Annotated in this window: 17 protein-coding genes; 9 read left to right on the top strand and 8 right to left on the bottom strand. The window is 46.9% G+C overall.

All coding sequences use genetic code 11. From position 1 onward, the window contains the following. The first annotated feature begins 28 nt into the window (after nt 1-28). The 6 genes from GCE9029_RS14485 (at nt 29) to guaD (ending at nt 7,816) form a co-directional block, all read left to right on the top strand. Nucleotides 29-469, top strand: coding sequence for a GlcG/HbpS family heme-binding protein (locus GCE9029_RS14485; RefSeq protein WP_062664141.1), 441 nt, complete (start codon nt 29-31; stop codon nt 467-469). 249 nt (nt 470-718) lie between these two features. Beyond that, nucleotides 719-1,453, top strand: a complete 735-nt coding sequence (locus GCE9029_RS14480; protein WP_062664139.1) for a GntR family transcriptional regulator — start codon at nt 719-721, stop codon at nt 1,451-1,453. 299 nt (nt 1,454-1,752) lie between these two features. Continuing rightward, nucleotides 1,753-3,207, top strand: coding sequence for a xanthine dehydrogenase small subunit (xdhA, locus tag GCE9029_RS14475; protein ID WP_062664137.1), 1,455 nt, complete (start codon nt 1,753-1,755; stop codon nt 3,205-3,207). Continuing rightward, on the top strand, nt 3,197-5,575 hold the full coding sequence (xdhB, locus tag GCE9029_RS14470; RefSeq protein WP_062664135.1) for a xanthine dehydrogenase molybdopterin binding subunit: 2,379 nt from the start codon (nt 3,197-3,199) through the stop codon (nt 5,573-5,575). The genes xdhA and xdhB overlap by 11 nt, the downstream gene beginning before the upstream one ends. Before the next feature lie 23 nt (nt 5,576-5,598). Further along, nucleotides 5,599-6,495 carry a xanthine dehydrogenase accessory protein XdhC gene (gene xdhC, locus GCE9029_RS14465; protein WP_062664129.1) on the top strand — a complete coding sequence of 299 codons (897 nt, stop codon included), beginning with the start codon at nt 5,599-5,601 and terminating at the stop codon, nt 6,493-6,495. Nucleotides 6,496-6,499: 4 nt separating this feature from the next. After that, the gene (guaD, locus tag GCE9029_RS14460) at nt 6,500-7,816 is read left to right on the top strand and encodes a guanine deaminase (RefSeq protein ID WP_062664126.1); all 1,317 of its coding nucleotides are present in this window, start codon (nt 6,500-6,502) and stop codon (nt 7,814-7,816) included. Between the two features lie 85 nt (nt 7,817-7,901). Here the strand turns inward: guaD and GCE9029_RS14455 are convergent, their stop codons facing one another. Next, complete coding sequence (locus GCE9029_RS14455) at nt 7,902-8,336, bottom strand: VOC family protein (protein ID WP_062664125.1); 435 nt, start codon at nt 8,334-8,336, stop codon at nt 7,902-7,904. A gap of 184 nt (nt 8,337-8,520) precedes the next feature. Between GCE9029_RS14455 and GCE9029_RS14450 the strand changes: the two genes are divergently transcribed. From GCE9029_RS14450 to GCE9029_RS14440, 3 genes are all read left to right on the top strand, one after another. Further along, entirely contained in the window at nt 8,521-8,946 is a 426-nt protein-coding gene (locus GCE9029_RS14450) for a cupredoxin domain-containing protein (protein WP_062664123.1), read from the top strand. Nucleotides 8,947-9,465: 519 nt separating this feature from the next. Then, nucleotides 9,466-10,404 carry a hypothetical protein gene (locus GCE9029_RS14445; RefSeq protein WP_062664120.1) on the top strand — a complete coding sequence of 313 codons (939 nt, stop codon included), beginning with the start codon at nt 9,466-9,468 and terminating at the stop codon, nt 10,402-10,404. A gap of 191 nt (nt 10,405-10,595) precedes the next feature. Beyond that, the gene (locus GCE9029_RS14440) at nt 10,596-10,784 is read left to right on the top strand and encodes a hypothetical protein (protein ID WP_062664118.1); all 189 of its coding nucleotides are present in this window, start codon (nt 10,596-10,598) and stop codon (nt 10,782-10,784) included. Between the two features lie 61 nt (nt 10,785-10,845). Here GCE9029_RS14440 and GCE9029_RS14435 read toward each other — a convergent pair whose 3' ends face one another. From GCE9029_RS14435 to mdeB, 7 genes are all read right to left on the bottom strand, one after another. Further along, nucleotides 10,846-11,418 carry a glutaredoxin family protein gene (locus tag GCE9029_RS14435; RefSeq protein ID WP_062664114.1) on the bottom strand — a complete coding sequence of 191 codons (573 nt, stop codon included), beginning with the start codon at nt 11,416-11,418 and terminating at the stop codon, nt 10,846-10,848. Nucleotides 11,419-11,597: 179 nt separating this feature from the next. After that, on the bottom strand, nt 11,598-12,023 hold the full coding sequence (locus GCE9029_RS14430) for a hypothetical protein (RefSeq protein ID WP_062664111.1): 426 nt from the start codon (nt 12,021-12,023) through the stop codon (nt 11,598-11,600). Between the two features lie 124 nt (nt 12,024-12,147). Beyond that, nucleotides 12,148-12,510: a DoxX family protein gene (locus GCE9029_RS14425; RefSeq protein ID WP_062664109.1), complete on the bottom strand. Its 363-nt coding sequence runs from the start codon at nt 12,508-12,510 to the stop codon at nt 12,148-12,150. Between the two features lie 96 nt (nt 12,511-12,606). Beyond that, nucleotides 12,607-13,122: a GNAT family N-acetyltransferase gene (locus tag GCE9029_RS14420; RefSeq protein ID WP_062664108.1), complete on the bottom strand. Its 516-nt coding sequence runs from the start codon at nt 13,120-13,122 to the stop codon at nt 12,607-12,609. Beyond that, complete coding sequence (locus tag GCE9029_RS14415; RefSeq protein ID WP_062664106.1) at nt 13,119-13,637, bottom strand: GNAT family N-acetyltransferase; 519 nt, start codon at nt 13,635-13,637, stop codon at nt 13,119-13,121. Before GCE9029_RS14415 ends, GCE9029_RS14420 begins: the two co-directional genes overlap by 4 nt. Nucleotides 13,638-13,658: 21 nt before the next feature. Then, nucleotides 13,659-14,033 (bottom strand): SpoIIAA family protein, encoded by a 375-nt coding sequence (locus tag GCE9029_RS14410; protein WP_062664104.1) that lies wholly within the window; start codon nt 14,031-14,033, stop codon nt 13,659-13,661. A gap of 284 nt (nt 14,034-14,317) precedes the next feature. Then, on the bottom strand, nt 14,318-16,993 hold the full coding sequence (gene mdeB, locus GCE9029_RS14405) for an alpha-ketoglutarate dehydrogenase (protein WP_062664102.1): 2,676 nt from the start codon (nt 16,991-16,993) through the stop codon (nt 14,318-14,320). Nucleotides 16,994-17,000: the final 7 nt, after the last annotated feature.

The raw sequence follows: 17,000 nt of genomic DNA, 5'->3' as shown, positions 1-17,000 counted from the left end.
TTTGTATTGCCTCATAAGGAGAGCTCAAATGGAAAATCTGACGATGATAAAAGCACTGGAAATCACCACTAAGGTGTTCCATGCGGCGCAAGAACGGAAAACCCAACCGCTAACGGTGGCCATTTTGGACAAAGGTGGCGCACTCATTTCGCTGCAGAGGCAAGATGGTTCCAGTATGATGCGACCAGAAATAGCGATTGCCAAAGCCTGGGGGGCATTAGCTCTGGGTTGCTCCTCCAGGAAGATTGCGGATGATGCTCAAACCCGCCCTTGCTTTATCTCGTCAGTCGCCACGCTTGCTCAGGGAAACCTTGTTCCCGTTCCCGGTGGAGTTCTTATCCGAGATGCGGCATCTGAATTACTCGGTGCCGTCGGCGTTTCCGGCGATATCTCTGATACGGATGAAGCCGTCGCGATTGCCGGCATTGTCGCTTCCAATCTAAAAACTGATGCCTTTCTGGCAAGCTGACCCCACCTTCAAACGGCCGGGATTCTCCGGCCGTTAAATCTCTATCCTCAATTCTCTACCTTGGAACAGTACCCGCCCCGCAAACCGATAACAGTACCAATACAATAATTGCACCAATGTTGTACAATCGAGTTAGCTATCCTTATACAAAACAAAGTACATAAACTCTTTGATTTTTTTACGTTCATTTTCAGAACGTTATTTGACAGCCGCTCGTTAGAGACGACGAGTTGGGAAAGGAACGACTGTATGACAGGGCTTCTTAAAGCAACGAATAAAAAAACCAAACAGACAAACCCTAAAATGACGCAGGATGACATCGTATACGGTCATATCTTTGATGCGATCCTAGAACAACGCCTGCCACCTGGTACCAAACTCAGCGAAGAAGCATTGGGCGAAATCTTCGGCGTCAGCCGTACCATCATTCGCCGAGCCTTACTGCGACTCTCTGTAGAGCAGGTTGTCAGTACACGTCCAAACCGCGGCTCTATTGTGGCGTCACCAACCGTTGAGGAAGCGATGCAAATCCTCAAAGCGCGTGAAGTAATGGAGCTGGCCATTGTCGAACTGGCAGCAGAGAACGCGACACCGGAACAGATCGCCAAATGCCGCGCCATGGTTGCAGAGGAAAATGAAGCCATTGCGAAAAACGATACGGGACGCAGCATCCGCCTTTCCGGCGAATTTCATATCGAACTTGCTGCAATGGCAAATAATCTGCCTTTGATGAGCTTCCAACGTAGCTTAGTGTCCCAATGTTCACTGATCATTGCTCTCTATGAGTCATCGAAGAAGACGCACTGCTCTTGTGACGAGCACACTCAGCTATTAGATGTGATTGAGGCGGGAGATAAGCAAGCGGCTATTGCGCTAATGAAGACGCATCTTGACCATATCAATTCTAAACTGAACCTGCACGATGACTCTGGCACACAGGATCTTCATGCTGTGTTTTCGAATGTCTTGAAGAAAAAAGCCTAATACCTCACTCAATCAGCTTAAAAACGGCCTGAATGTTGAAACATTCAGGCCGTTTTTTCTTTCTGTCATCGTCATCTCAGTTATCAAAACCGAGAATCAGGAACGATCAAACTCACAGATTGTATACAATCCATGCTTGCTATTTTTGTAGTCGCTCCTTGGAAATATTCATTACTCTCTGTTTTTATTAAATATTTTATTGTTAATTTCAAAGTAATCACTTGTTAACAGAAAGTTGACCGAACGGTCAGAAATGACTAGCTTGTAATCAATGGATACGAAAACGTCATGGAGGCCGTGTGATCCGTTTCCTTTTAAATCAGACTTTGCAGGAAGAGAAAGACATTTCTCCTAACCTGACTGTGTTGAATTACCTGCGTGAACATTTACGCAAAACAGGAACCAAGGAAGGTTGTGGCTCAGGTGATTGTGGAGCTTGTACCGTTGTTTTGGGTGAAGTAGTTAATGGCAAGCTGGAATACCGAAGTGTTAACTCTTGTTTGACCTTTGTTTCCGCCCTTCATGGCAAACAACTCATCACAGTAGAAGACTTGCGCACAAAAGATTCGCTTCACCCCGTTCAACAGGCCATGGTTGATTTTCACGGTAGCCAGTGCGGCTACTGTACACCTGGCTTTATCATGTCGATGTTCGCACTCTCCAAAAATCATCCCAATGCAGACAAAGAAGACACTTATGAAGCCCTGGCAGGTAACTTGTGTCGTTGCACAGGCTATCGCCCTATTGTAGAAGCTGCATTGTCGCTGAGTCAGGAAACGCCGATTCGCGACCAGTTTGCTGAATACGAGCGTGAAACGATTGAAAAGCTGAATGCGATTGGTAAGCCTGAACTGGAATATCACGCAGACGGCAAAACGGCATTCACACCGACTAACAGCGATGAACTGGCAAAAACGCTGATGGCGCACCCCACCGCTAAACTGCTGGCAGGCGGTACTGACCTCGCACTGGAAGTGACTCAGTTTCATCGCGATATCGACAAACTGATCTATCTTGGCCGCGTTGACGATATTAAAACCGTTAACGAGACCGATACCCACATCGAAATCGGTGCCAATGTGCCTTTCACTGATGTGTATCGTGCATTAGAGCCACACTACCCAGATTTCGGCGCACTGTTACAACGCTTTGCATCCCTACAGATCCGTAACCAAGGCACGATCGGTGGCAATATTGCCAACGCTTCTCCCATTGGTGACGGACCACCTCTGCTGATTGCCTTGGGATCAACGGTGATTCTTCGCCGCGGTGAAACAGCACGGGAAATCCTGCTTGAAGACTTCTTCAAAGATTACAAAGTGACGGCGCTACAACCCTCTGAGTTTGTGCAAACCATTCGTGTGCCGAAACCGCAACCTAATCAGCCATTCAAAGCCTACAAAATTTCGAAGCGTTTTGATGATGATATCTCAGCAGTCTGCGGAGCATTCAGACTGACATTTGAAGGTGACACTGTCACTGAAGCTCGTATTGCTTTCGGTGGCATGGCGGCCATTCCAGCGCGTGCTACCCATTGTGAACAGGAACTTGTTGGAAAACCGCTAAGTGCCGCCACTATTAATGCCGCAATGTCGGCATTGGAGAATGACTTCTCGCCCATTTCCGACTTCAGAGCGACAAAGGAATATCGCGCTGAAACCGCAGCGAACCTGCTTTACCGTCTGTTCACAGAGCTCAGTTATACGGCTGATGGAAAGAAAATTGAAACGAGGGTGATTCATTATGTCTCGTAAAACAACTCCAGCGATGACCATGGAAGAAATGACCGCGCAAGCGAAAGCTGGATTAGCCACTGGCGTCGGAAAATCGGTAAAACATGAAAGTGCTGAAAAGCAGGTATCAGGCGAAGCGCTCTACATTGACGATCGCGGTGAATTCCCTAATCAGCTTCATGTGTACGCGCTGATGAGCCCACATGCTCACGCAAATATTACCAAGTTGGATGTATCACCTTGCTACAAAGTGCCCGGTGTTCGCACTGTGATCACCGCTGAAGATGTGCCGGGTGAACTCGATATTGGCCCTACCCTTCCCGGCGATCCTATGCTCGCTGACGGCAAGGTTGTTTATGTCGGTCAGCCTGTGATTGCTGTTGCCGCGGACAGCCTCGACAATGCCCGAAAAGGTGCAGAGGCCGCCATCGTTGAATACGAATTGTTGCCTGCCGCTCTTGATGTAGAAGAAGCCTTGGCGCAGGAGCTGTTTGTTACTGACAGTCATACCCAAAAACGAGGAGATTCAGCGGCAGCCATCGCCAATGCAGAACACGTATTGGAAGGCTCGCTTCATGTCGGCGGTCAGGAGCATTTCTATCTGGAAACCCAGGTTTCAAGTGTTGTCCCCACTGAAGATGGTGGCGTGATTGTTTACTGCTCCACTCAAAACCCGACCGAAGTGCAAAAGCTGGTTTCGTCCGTATTGGGTGTTTCGATGCACAAGGTATTGATCGATATGCGCCGTATGGGGGGTGGCTTTGGTGGTAAAGAAACACAAGCCGCCGCTCCAGCCTGTATCGCAGCCGTGATTGCAAACCAAACAGGCCAACCGGTGAAATTCCGTTTGCCTCGTCGCGAAGACATGATGATGACGGGTAAACGCCACCCCTTCTTTAATCAATACAAAGTGGGTTTTGACGACAATGGCGTGATTCAAGGGATTGAAATCGTGGTGTCAGGTAACGCCGGACACTCACCGGACTTATCTCGCTCAATTGTCGACCGCGCCATGTTTCACTCTGATAACGCATATTACCTCGGCAATGCCACGGTAACCGGGCATTGTGTGAAAACCAATACGGCGTCGAATACTGCGTACCGTGGGTTTGGTGGCCCACAGGGCATGATGACTATTGAACATGTGATGGACACCATTGCCTGCCACCTCAAGAAAGATCCTCTCGAGGTTCGTAAGGCAAATTACTATTCAGAAGGTCGTGATGAAACGCACTACTACCAGAAGGTCGAGGACAATTTCATTCACGAAATGACCGCCGATTTGGAAATGTCGTGCGAGTATGAAAAGCGCCGAAAAGCCATTGCGGAATTCAACGCCAACAGCCCTATCCTGAAGAAAGGCATTTCTATCACGCCTGTGAAATTCGGTATCTCTTTTACCGCCACATTCCTTAATCAAGCCGGCGCGTTAGTCACGGTTTATACCGATGGCAGCATCTCGCTGAACCATGGTGGCACAGAAATGGGTCAGGGCTTGAACACCAAAGTCGCGCAGATTGTTGCTGAAACCTTTAGTGTGGATATCGGCGCGATTCAGGTAACCGCAACCAACACAGAAAAAGTACCGAACACATCGCCGACTGCAGCATCATCCGGTACTGATCTGAATGGCAAAGCTGCGCAGAATGCCGCGCTCACCATCAAAGAGCGAATGGTTAACTTTGCGTCCTCGCACTTCGATGTTTCACCTAAAGATGTGGCATTCAGCAACGGCATCGTGTCCATTGGCGACAAGCAAACCATGACCTTTGCTGACTTCACCGAACTGTGTTGGTTTAACCAAATTTCTTTGGCGGCATCCGGTTTCTATCGCACACCAAAGATCTTCTATGATCACGAAAAAGCACGCGGTCGTCCTTTCTATTACTTCGCTTACGGCGTCTCATGTTCAGAAGTGATCGTCGATACCCTCACTGGCGAATACAAAGTCCTGCGCGCTGACATTCTGCACGATGTAGGCGCATCGCTTAACCCAGCCATTGATATTGGTCAGGTCGAAGGCGGCTTTATCCAAGGCATGGGTTGGCTGACCACCGAGGAACTGGTTTGGAATGACAAAGGCCAGTTGATGACCTCAGGCCCTGCCAGCTACAAGATCCCTGCTGTCGCTGATACGCCGGAAATATTCAACACTCGATTGGTAGAAAACCGAGCCAACCCAGAAGACACCGTCTTCCATTCGAAAGCGGTCGGCGAGCCACCATTTATGTTGGCCATATCGGTGTGGAGCGCTATTCGTGATGCTGTCGTGAGCGTGGCAGATGAAGGCGAAATCCCTCACCTGCCTGCACCAGCGACACCTGAGCAGGTTTACAACGCCATCAAACAAGCGCGAAAAGGCAAATCGCCTTTGCCATTCGAGATGTAAGCGTCGAAAAGTGGAGGTCAGTGATGTTTAAAGACAATTGGATCCAGGCGCTGGCAGGGCTCGAAGCCAAAGGCACGCCCTGTGTGATAGTCACGGTGCTTGAAGACAAAGGCTCGGTGCCGCGCGGCGCTGGCACAAAAATGCTGGTGACTGAGAATGAGGTTATCGCCACTATCGGTGGTGGTCACCTTGAACATGTCGCGATGAAAGCCGCACAAGAAATGCTGGCGCATGGTGAAAGTGACATGAAAATCGAACGCTTTAATCTAGGCGCTCGTCTTGGCCAATGTTGTGGAGGTATGGTCACACTGAGCTTTGAACCTATTGGCCAACAACGTCATGTTCTTGCGCTGTTCGGTGCAGGACACGTCGCCAAAGCCATGGTTCATATTCTGGCTACTTTACCGTTCAAGGTGATTTGGATTGATGAGCGTGAAGATCAATTTCCTGATGTCATTCCTGACAACGTGGAAATGCGCTTAACAGACGACCCTGTTGGCGAAGTGTTCACGCTTCCAACTAACAGTATGTATCTGGTGCTCACCCATAATCATCAGCTTGATTTCGATCTTTCGCGCGCCATCTTAAAGCGCGGAGACGCCAAATACTTTGGCCTGATCGGTTCCCTATCAAAACGCAAACGCTTCGACTACCGCTTAAAAGAACGTGGCTTCGATGATGAAACCATTAACACTATGATTTGCCCCATCGGCATCGACGCGGTGAAAGGAAAACACCCGGCGGAGATCGCCGTATCTGTAACAGGTGAGCTTATAGCTTGTTATCAGGGTGAACAGATTGCCAATAAACGCGAATCCTCTACCCATTCAGCATCACAGAAACAGGCTGAGAAACTCTCTATTCTTAAACGAGAGCCTGAAGAAAACGATAATAAAAATAACGAGAAAATAAGGGCATAAAGGAATGACAGAACCAAAAGCTCATCCGGCAAAAGCCTTTCGCGCTGCCATACTACATAGCCTTGCCAACCCAACGGACGTGGGTTTGGAAGACTCTTATCAGTACTTTGATGATGGCGTGCTGCTGGTTGCCGATGGTCACGTTGTGAAAGTCGGTCACGCTGACGATATCCTTCCATCGCTCGACCCCAGCGTTGAAGTGGTTGTACTCGAAAACAAACTGATCACACCGGGCTTTATTGATACTCATATCCACTACCCTCAAACCGGCATGATTGCCGCCTATGGTGAACAGCTCCTGGACTGGCTGAATAACTACACCTTCCCAGAAGAAAAGCGCTTTGCTGATGTAAATTACGCCCGTGAAGTCGCCGTACAGTTTCTTGATGAACTCGCACGAAATGGCACCACAACGGCGTTAGTTTTCGGCACAGTACATAAAGAATCCGTCGATGTCTTTTTCCAGGAATCGGAGAAGCGAAATCTTCGGATGATTGCCGGTAAGGTACTGATGGACAGAAATGCACCTGAAGATCTGACCGACACCCCTGAGTCTGGCTATGAAGATAGCAAAGCGCTGATCGAAAAGTGGCATAACAAGGGCCGTTTGCATTACGCCGTGACACCACGATTCGCGCCCACCAGCACGTCTGAGCAATTACGTTTAGCAGGCAAACTGCTTGAAGAGTATCCCGACGTTTATATGCACACACACCTCTCAGAAAACCAGAAAGAGATCGAGTGGGTGCAGGAGCTGTTCCCGGAAAGTAAAAACTACCTGGATGTCTACGACCAACACGGATTGCTTTCCAGCCGCTCGGTGTTTGCCCATGGTATTCACTTGTGTGATGGCGAATGCAAGAGGCTCTCAGAAAGCGATTCAGCGATAGCCTTTTGCCCTACCTCTAATCTATTTTTAGGATCCGGCTTGTTCCCGCTTTCCGAAATGGAAGCCAAGGGTATTAAGGTAGGAATGGGAACAGATGTCGGCGCTGGCACCAGCTTTTCACTGCTTCAAACCATGAGTGAAGCATACAAAGTGATGCAACTTCAGGGCAAAAAGCTGCACCCTTTGAAATCGCTGTATCAGGCCACACTAGGTGGTGCAAAAGCGCTCTCTTTGGATCATCTGATTGGTAATTTCGAATCAGGCAAAGAAGCTGATTTTGTTGTACTGGATTTACATGCGACCCAATTAATGAAGTTCAGGATGGAACACGCTCAATCATTAGAAGACAAACTCTTTGTGCTAATGACGTTGGGTGATGACAGAACTGTATGTGACACCTATTCCTATGGCCAATCCGTTTACAACCGCTGAACAAACAACCTGATAATAAAAGGCCTCTGTCAGCAGCGCTCTGCCAGCATGCAGCAAGAGGCCTTCTTTCTCTTCACCATCTACTTCATCTTGAACACAGAGCAGCACGAAGGGCCATTGGATGGTCATCGTTCATTTGTAGTAAATCCCAGAGATTGCCATACAAATCTTCAAACACAGCGACCGTGCCGTAATCTGCCTCTTTCGGTTCACGGACGAACTTGATTCCCAGCGACACCATTTGATGGTAATCACGCCAAAAGTCATCAGTATTCAGAAACAGGAATACCCTGCCACCAGCTTGGTTCCCGATGAAATCCAGTTGTTCAGGTTTCGACGCCTTTGCCAACAACAAGGTTACGCCGTTTGATCCTGGTGGTGACACTACAACCCAACGTTTATCCTGCTCTGGCTGATAAGTATCTTCAACCAATTCAAACTTCAGCTTGTTCACGTAAAAATCAATCGCTTCGTCATAGTCTTTCACGACCAAGGCTATGTGGATGATCGATTGCTTCATGCTTTCTTATTCCATCTAAACGGTACTTCTCCAAAGCACTATTAGAACACGCCTTGAAAAACACTTTCCTCAATTAGTCCAAATAAAACCTCCCAAAGGAGGATTTATCGAAGCAAAGGACTTAACTAGTATCAAACTCACTACTCATAAAAATCTTAAATTCAAAGGGTTAAGGATGAATGCAATGAAGATGGGTTTATCTCTGGTGCTTGCACTTTCAACAGTTCTGTCGTTTCAAGCGACAGCAAAAGGCAATCTCTCCCAACGCGCAACAGACTTACCTGAGCTCGTGCTCGGAACTGATGATGCAGGATTTGCCATTTCCCAAAAAGAGTTCCAGATGGAGACAGGCAAAGCCTATGCGCTGACGATAACCAGTACTGGCGCAAAAGAATGCGCGTTCGAAGCCCATAGCTTCTTTGATAATGTCTGGATGCGAAAAGTGGAAGCTGGCGGTATCGAAATTAAAGCGAATGGATTTTACGAGATCGAATTTGAAGATGAAGGCGAAATAGAGCTTTTCTTTGTCCCAATCAAGCCTGGCAAATACGCCTTTGAATGTGCTGGATTTGCCAGTAAAGGAATGGCGGGAACATTTATCGTTGAGTAATTCTCGATAACACTGCCTTAAAGCACTTGGTGACCAGCCCACGAAGTGCTTTTTTATTTTGATTGGCTCATTTTTTGAGCAATCAAACTTTAACTCAATGTTAAAGCTCAGATCTCATTTACACAGCGTTAAGATAACTATTTAGTACATCTTTAAGGCGAAGTATTCATTTAGTTGTCTATACAATCTTAAACAACGTGACAGTTGGCAAGGTGTTGTCGCTGGTTCGCAAACGATTGCCCAACGCAGCCACCCCCTGCATTGTTAACGGTTTGTGTCTATTTATTTTCTCCCCTGAACACTCATCACCTCATCCATCAGTAAAAGCCAATATAAACCCATATATTTTACATGTGATTTTATCTTGAGAATTAAAAACACTGTTCATATAATGCCGCCGAATTGATTGCCCGGACGATGATTCGCAAAACAAATGCATTGAGCTTGGATGCTCTATAAGGATTAACAAAGCGCCTTACTGGGATGTTTTGGTGTTTTCGTATATTTAGGATTAAAAAGATGCGAGCAGGAAGTATCAGCCTTGCACTGGCTTTGGGGTTAGCCATCACAGGTTGTGGCGAGGACAAGTCAAATTCAGGTAACACAGCAACAACAGTGAATATCTATCAGTCCATTGATAATTGTGAATTCACTTCAGCACAGGACGTGAATAACTGTCCTTTCAACAAAGGGATTTACGTTCTTAACTTCGACCCTTCCAATATTTCTGCTTCCGAACATCAAGCCGTTGTAACACGGGTCACCAATATGATGACTTGGGCGAGCCGTGATGTTCAAAATGCCTTTAACGCCAAAACACTGGTATTGGGCGTCATTCCCTCTCAGAACGACGTTGACCCTTCTTCACCAACACCAGCAGGAGAGTTTGTTGTTAACCTCGCCTTGAATGGTAAAAGTGTGGTCAATGGCGTTGAGTTACTGTTCACCCAAGATGGCGGTATCAACGAGACGAACGGCCCAACGACTTACCAGAAAATGATGCAGCTTTTTGATTACTACATTGACGATCAAACGCTGGCAGGTGATGAGCTGGATACAGCCTATGTCGCCTTTAATATCGCTATCCCTTTTGTTGCGGCGCAGGCAAATGCTCAATCTGTAGTGCTGCCGCACATCTCTTCTTATGACTATTGCCCATACTCCAATGGTCAAATCCCATCATGTACCAATGACCCTGACCCAATTCACGAAGCCTCTGGTGTAGACATGAACCCTGGGGCAGTAGCCGGCACGGTCTACGAGTATATGGTTGAGGGTTCAAAAACCTCACCGCTTGGAGAGCTTCAAATCAATGACGGCAGCAAGTTCATCAACAAGGGAGCTGTTGGCACTGATGATCCAACTCTGTTGCCGCATGAAGTTCTTAGAAGCTGGGAGAACCCTGCTTTCATTCCAATGGTTGAATACCTGAACAAACACTTCTTTGTGAATCGTTAAAACAGCTCACGCTGGATTTGGCACCCATTTTTACTGGTCGAGATTCATTCGTCCTTTTTTGCAAGTAGGGAAATAACATAAAAAAACTCGTATGCGCTATCGCATTATCAGCCACTCTGACTGGCTGTTCCACGCCTTTTGATGAAAGCGCGAAGTTCAATGCTTTCAACGCTCAAACCAATGTCACCACAATGGATAGCGTTGTTTCTTATCATGGTGAACCTGATGAGATCATTGAAGCCGCTGATACCACGGTTTACGTTTATGAGTACCGCGAAACGGTCGATATTGTTCCCTATTTCATGTCGACCATGGCTTTCCGATCGCGCGCTTTCACCTTCGATAACGAGAGCAAAACACTGTTGAAGGTCACTGACTAAAATGAAAAAGCATCCGCTGATTTACTCAAGCGGATGCTTTCAAATACTGTACCGATTCGATTTAAGCGTTAGATTTCGAAGCCAGCCATTGCTCTAGGTTATCTGCCCCACCGATGTATTTTCCGTCCATCCAGATTTGAGGAACAGTAACCGGCGTTTTCTCACCAATGATAGCTTTTACTTCCGGGATCATGCGATATAAAGCGGCGCTTTCAACCACCACATCGTGGTAGTTATATTCAATCCCGGCTTCCGCCAACATCTCTTTGGCTTTCACGCAATACGGACACGTTGCTTTGCCATAAACAATGTTGCCTTGCAGTGTGTCGCGTTTCGCCCACTCTTTGATAACAGATTGAACAAGTACACCTCGGTTAAGTGCTTCACCCTGGCTAATGAGCTTGCCTTCTACCATCAGGATTGGCGCATGCCATGCTCCCACTTTCAGAGGTTCCCACCAATGGGAAAGCCAATCTTTCACTTCCAGTTCGATAGGCACATCACCGAGCTCTTTTTCAAAAGTATCTTTCAGAATGTCTTTGGTAAGTGTGCATTCCCCGCATGGGATTTTCACACTGAAAGGTCCCCAACTGCCACCCCAGCGATAAAGCGTTACTTTGATTGGCTTAGTCACTTCTATCATTCCTTACTGATTAAAGTTCAACTCTTTAGATTAAGACCTGCCTTCCTTTAGGTTTATTTCCAGTCATTAAGTGCAAAATTGATGATTTTAAATATGAATCTATATGCATTTATTATTAAAAAAGGCTGACGCAAAGTCAGCCTTAGTTGTCTCGTGCAACGCCATTGCGGTTACATCACACACTCTTTTGCCGCTTTGGCTTTCTCAACACCTTTCTCAATCAAAGATTGGGTGTCTTCACTACCAATCGCTGACATGAACTTGTTGAGCAATTTATCTGCTGTACTTTCAGAAGTGGCATCAACCAAACACGCGTAGGAGTTCGCCACTTTTTCCTGAACGTCCGCTACGACATCCGCGTTCGTCAAATCAGCGGTGAGCGCTTCTTCCATCGACTCAGTAAACTCTTTGGCGTACGCGGTCGCGTTTTCCAGCGAATCCAGATTCAGTTCGCTCAAATCAACGGCGTCGACTTTATCTTGAATGCTATCTACTGCGCTGTTTGCCGCTTCCTGAGCTTTATCAATCGCCTCGTTGGCCTCTTCACAACCTGCCAGCGCGAAAACAATAGCCGCTGAAACAATCATCTTTTTCATATTAATCCGCCTACGTTGGGATAGTTTGCATTAGCATCTTAGTGCAAACAGTTTCACTAGATAAAGGGAATTTCGTAACGAGACATTGAAGAGTATTGCCAAACAAGCACTCGAATAGCACTGACTAGAATCCAATCACGATGGCTTTACTATAAATAACGACCCCGGAAAGCGTTAGAGTAACCATGGCTGGTATCCCATCTTTCCATGTATCAAACCAAAGGTGGCACGCAATCGCCCCTGCAGATGTACCAAACAAAGCCAGAGCACCCGCAACACCAACATAGTCTGGCCCCCAAAGGGCAATTGCACCAAACAGCTCAACAATACCCATCAATAACATGATGGTTCGGTTAAGCCCGTACTTCTCAAAGAAAGCCAGTTGGGTTTCAAAGATCATCTTCTGCCAACCCAGGATCTTTATCGAACTGGCAAACAGAAAAAACGCGGTGAGTAAGCCTGATATGACCGTAATACTTGTATTCATAAGTTTTAGCTATCTGATTTTTCACCAAGCATAACATCGCTGGATTGCGAATCCCCTTAACTCAAAAAGGATTCTGTTTTTCGTCTTATTTCCGGCTCAAGTTTCTTGTATTTCCATGACTCCCGGATAGGTAAAATGAATGAAATACATTTCTAAATCGATGTCCACTTCCAAGCCTAGCGAATAGTCCCCTTCCACCAGCGCTTCGACCGCTGACTGCCAGAAGCCAAGCACCGCAACATTTTCCTTTAGAATGCGGATTTGCCAATCCCCAAGTCGCTTATTCAACACCGCTGATAACGCCTTTTTACCTACTCCTTTGCCTGCAAACTTGTGTAAGACAAAGAACTGGTCAATGTCCCACACAGCAATGTTGGGTGGATAACGACGAACCAGCACAAAGCCAGCTAGTTCACCATCAGACAGAATGAAATACGGATGGTGATCATCACGAAGCCAATACGGATTAAGGGTTTCGGACTTGAAGGCGTATTTACCGTCACTATCAAGGCTTAGTCCTAGAGGTTTCGAAAACTCATACACATAGTAAGCAAACAGATTCTCCAGAACATGCCGCTCTCTGATATCAATAGGCTTAAGCGAAACTGTCATTCGCATTCCACCCAATAGCGAGCAATTGGCCAGTTGTTCACTTTCCCAACAATTGTATTCTCATACTTGCCACCATTGGCTTGAATGACTTTTTGAGACGCCAGATTATCTTCATCAGCCGTAATCAGGACTTTGGATATGCCGAGTGATTTTGCCCGTGGCAAGGCAAGCTTTAACATGGTGGTGCCATGGCCCTTCCGGCGATGTGACGGCGCGATATCATACCCAATGTGGCCACATTCCAACGCAAGGAAATCATTGTCTATGTGATGTCGAACGCGGATAGCACCAAGGATATTTTGCTCGCTATCCATTAGCCAAAAATGGCTACAAGGAACATAACCATTCTGGAGGTTGAGACCCTCGGATTCATCAAGCAGCCTCTGAACATAGCGCTTGAATTGCGTTTTACCTTCCTGGTAATACGCCGAATTCTCCACGTCATTGTGGGCGAAATCGTCGAAAAACGTATTAAACGCTTTTTCAAACTCAAGCGCGGGTACCACTAGTTCCATGTATCTCTCATCTGTTTGTTATTAGTCCAGCAACCATGCCATTGCTTCATCATATTCTGTGAAAGTTTTCACTTCTCCACTGATAAACCAGCTTCCTACTTTTGCAGCCCACTCTTGCCATTCATGCGTGCCATAAAGTGCGACTTTGGCAAAGCTCGAACCATGGCGAAGCCCAAGCTTAAAATCGTCCCATGCTGCGCGAAGTTCCCAACCTTTAAATTCTGTCGCATCAAAGAAAACATTCACCGTTGGGTGTTCGACTTGCTCTAGGGCTGCATTCAGCATCGGCACCAATTGCTGATAATCTTCATGCGTCAATTTTCCCATCGCTTTGATGGAGAGATACACATCGCTTTCGACCCTTTCCAGGCCGATTGAAATTCCATGTTGGCTCATCACTTCATCTCCAGTTCACTTTGAGTGAAACCAGTATAGTGATGAATTTTCAGACACCTCTTTCTAATAAAGTCAGGATTATGCGGTTTGTTAACGCGAGTCCAAAATCATTGCTTATCAATTCATCAAAAGACGTCTTACAGAATGGCATATTGCGGATAGGAATACTGCGGTTTTACTGACTAATCAGGTTATTGCAGGAGATGTGGTTCACACCTCAGCACTCACCGATTGAATTGTGGGCAAATGCTGAGATGGATTTGGTTGTGGGAGATGTCAGACTGTCATTCAAGCCAAGGCGCGGGCTTGTCTTTATCAAATTCAAACGCCCGTATCGCCACTTCTTGAGCGCTGACTTCCAGTACTCCTTGTTGAACCAAAACGTCAATGGTTGCAAGAATAATGTTGTAGCGATCAACTTCGAAAAATGCACGCAGATCTTTGCGTTGATCACTTCGGCCAAAACCATCAGTCCCCAGTGCCACACAATGTTGAGGAAGATACTGAATCACCATCTGAGGAACTGCACGAACATAGTCAGTTGCAAAGATTGTGGGTTGCACTGTACCCAGCATCTTTTGTAGGTGAGATTTTTCTTGAGGCGAACTCGGGTTCCTTCTTCTGTTTCTCTCTTTGGATTCCGCCTCTCTTGCCAGTTCAGAAAAGCTCGTGGCGCTAAACACAGCAGCCTTAATACCAAACTCCTCCTTCAAAAACTCGGAAGCATAAATCACTTCCATCATGATGGTTCCTGCGCCAACAAGATTAATCACCGCATCAATTTCAGAATAGGTTTCGAGTCGATGAAGACCTTTGATGATGTCAGTTTGATACTCCGTTTGTAAGGAAGGATGAGGATAGTTTTCGTTCATCAAGGTGATGTAATAGAACTCGTCGTGCTGTTGCTCCATCATTCGCTTGGCACCATGATCAATAATTACCGCCAGTTCGCAGGCAAATGCCGGATCAAAACTTTTGCAGTTAGGAATGGTGGAGGCTATCAGTTGGCTAGACCCATCCTGATGCTGCAACCCCTCTCCTGATAGGGTCGTCCGCCCTGCCGTTGCACCAAATAAAAAACCTCTGGCGCGCTGGTCGGCAGCAGCCCAAATCAAATCACCCACACGCTGAAAGCCAAACATTGAGTAATAGATATAGATCGGCAACATCGGCAAACCGTGAATCGAATATGACGTAGCGACGGCGGCCCAGGAAGAGATCGCACCAGCTTCTGTTATTCCCTCTTCAAGTAATTGACCATTTTTCGATTCGTTGTAGTAAAGCATAGAGCCAGCATCTTCAGGCTCGTACTGTTGGCCATCAGGAGAATAAATCCCGATTTGCCGAAACAAACCATTCATGCCAAAAGTTCTCGCCTCATCCGCGACAATAGGAACAACACGGGGCCCGAATTCCGGCACTTTCAACAATCCACTCATCATGCGGACGGCTGCCATTATCGTCGACATCTCTTTGCCGTCAGCTTCCATAGCAAATTTGGCATAGCTGGTTATATCAGGAACAGAGACTAAGGTTTTCTGCGGCGCAGTTCTGACTCGCTTTGGCATATAGCCACCTAGCGCTCTCCGTCGTGCATGAAGATATTGGATTTCTTCACTGTCGGAAGCTGGGGTGAAGATATTCAGGGACTCAATATCCTGATCAGGTATAGGCAGCTTAAAACGCTCACGGAACTGAAATAGCCCTTCGAGGTCGAGAGACTTAGCTTGGTGCGCTATCATCCTTGATTCCCCAGCGCTTCCCATACCAAATCCTTTTTTGGTTTTAGCAAGAATTACCGTGGGTTGGCCTTTGTGTTTTCTGGCTGCATGAAAAGCCGCGTATAGCTTTCTAAAATCATGGCCTCCTCGCTTGAGATTATTGATTTCAGCATCTGACCAATGCGCGACTAACGCCGCACTCCGCGGATCGGTGTTGAAGAAGCTTTCTCGATTGTAGTCTCCGTCTTTTGCGCCAAGATTTTGGTACTCACCATCCGTTGTGTTAGCGAAGCGTTGAAGCAAAATGTTTTCTTTGTCCCGAGCGAAGATATCATCCCATTCCGATCCCCAAAGCACCTTAATGACATTCCAGCCAGCACCGATAAATAGAGACTCTAACTCTTGAATAACTTGCCCATTCCCCCTTACCGGCCCATCAAGCCGCTGCAAATTGCAGTTAACGATAAAGGTTAAATTATCCAATCCTTCTCGCGCTGCTAATGTAAGTCCCGCTATGGATTCAGGTTCATCCATCTCACCATCACCGAAGACTCCCCATACATGTCGATCTTCTGTATTCAACAGGTTTCTTGCTCGCGCATAGCGCATATAGCGCGCTTGATAAACCGCATTAAGTGGGCCAATTCCCATCGAGCCAGTTGGAAATTGCCAGAAGTCTGGCATCAGCCACGGGTGCGGATAAGAGCTGAGGCCACCACCAGCAACTTCCTGACGATATTTACTCAACTGCGCTTTGGTTAACCTACCTTCTAGATAGGCACGGGCATAAATCCCCGGCGCGGAATGAGGCTGGTAGTAAACGAGATCGCCCCCAAAATCATCAGTACGTGAGCGAAAGAAATGATTAAATCCCAGTTCAAAAATCTCTGCGGCCGAAGCATAACTGGCTATATGCCCGCCCAACCCGCCATAGGCTTCATTCGCTTTAGCAACCATCGCCAGAGCATTCCAGCGCATGATTGCAGTGAGTCGATTTTCAATCTCTAAGTCACCGGGATAAACGCCTTGTCGCTCGACAGGTATAGTATTTCGATAGGCGGAGAACGGTTTTTCGCTCGTTCCCATCCCTTCCATTCTTGCTTGCTCTTCGAGCTTCTTGATAAGAAACGAGGCTCGCTCATTCCCTTGTGATGATTGGACGCTTAGCAATGAATCGATCCACTCCTGTGTTTCGATAGGATCGGCATCAGTTAAACCTTGCGTTTGATTTCCTTGCATACAATTC

It is taken from the genome of Grimontia celer (assembly GCF_900055185.1).
Classification (GTDB): Bacteria; Pseudomonadota; Gammaproteobacteria; order Enterobacterales; family Vibrionaceae; genus Enterovibrio; species Enterovibrio celer.
This window is presented reverse-complemented; position numbering and strand designations above follow the sequence as displayed.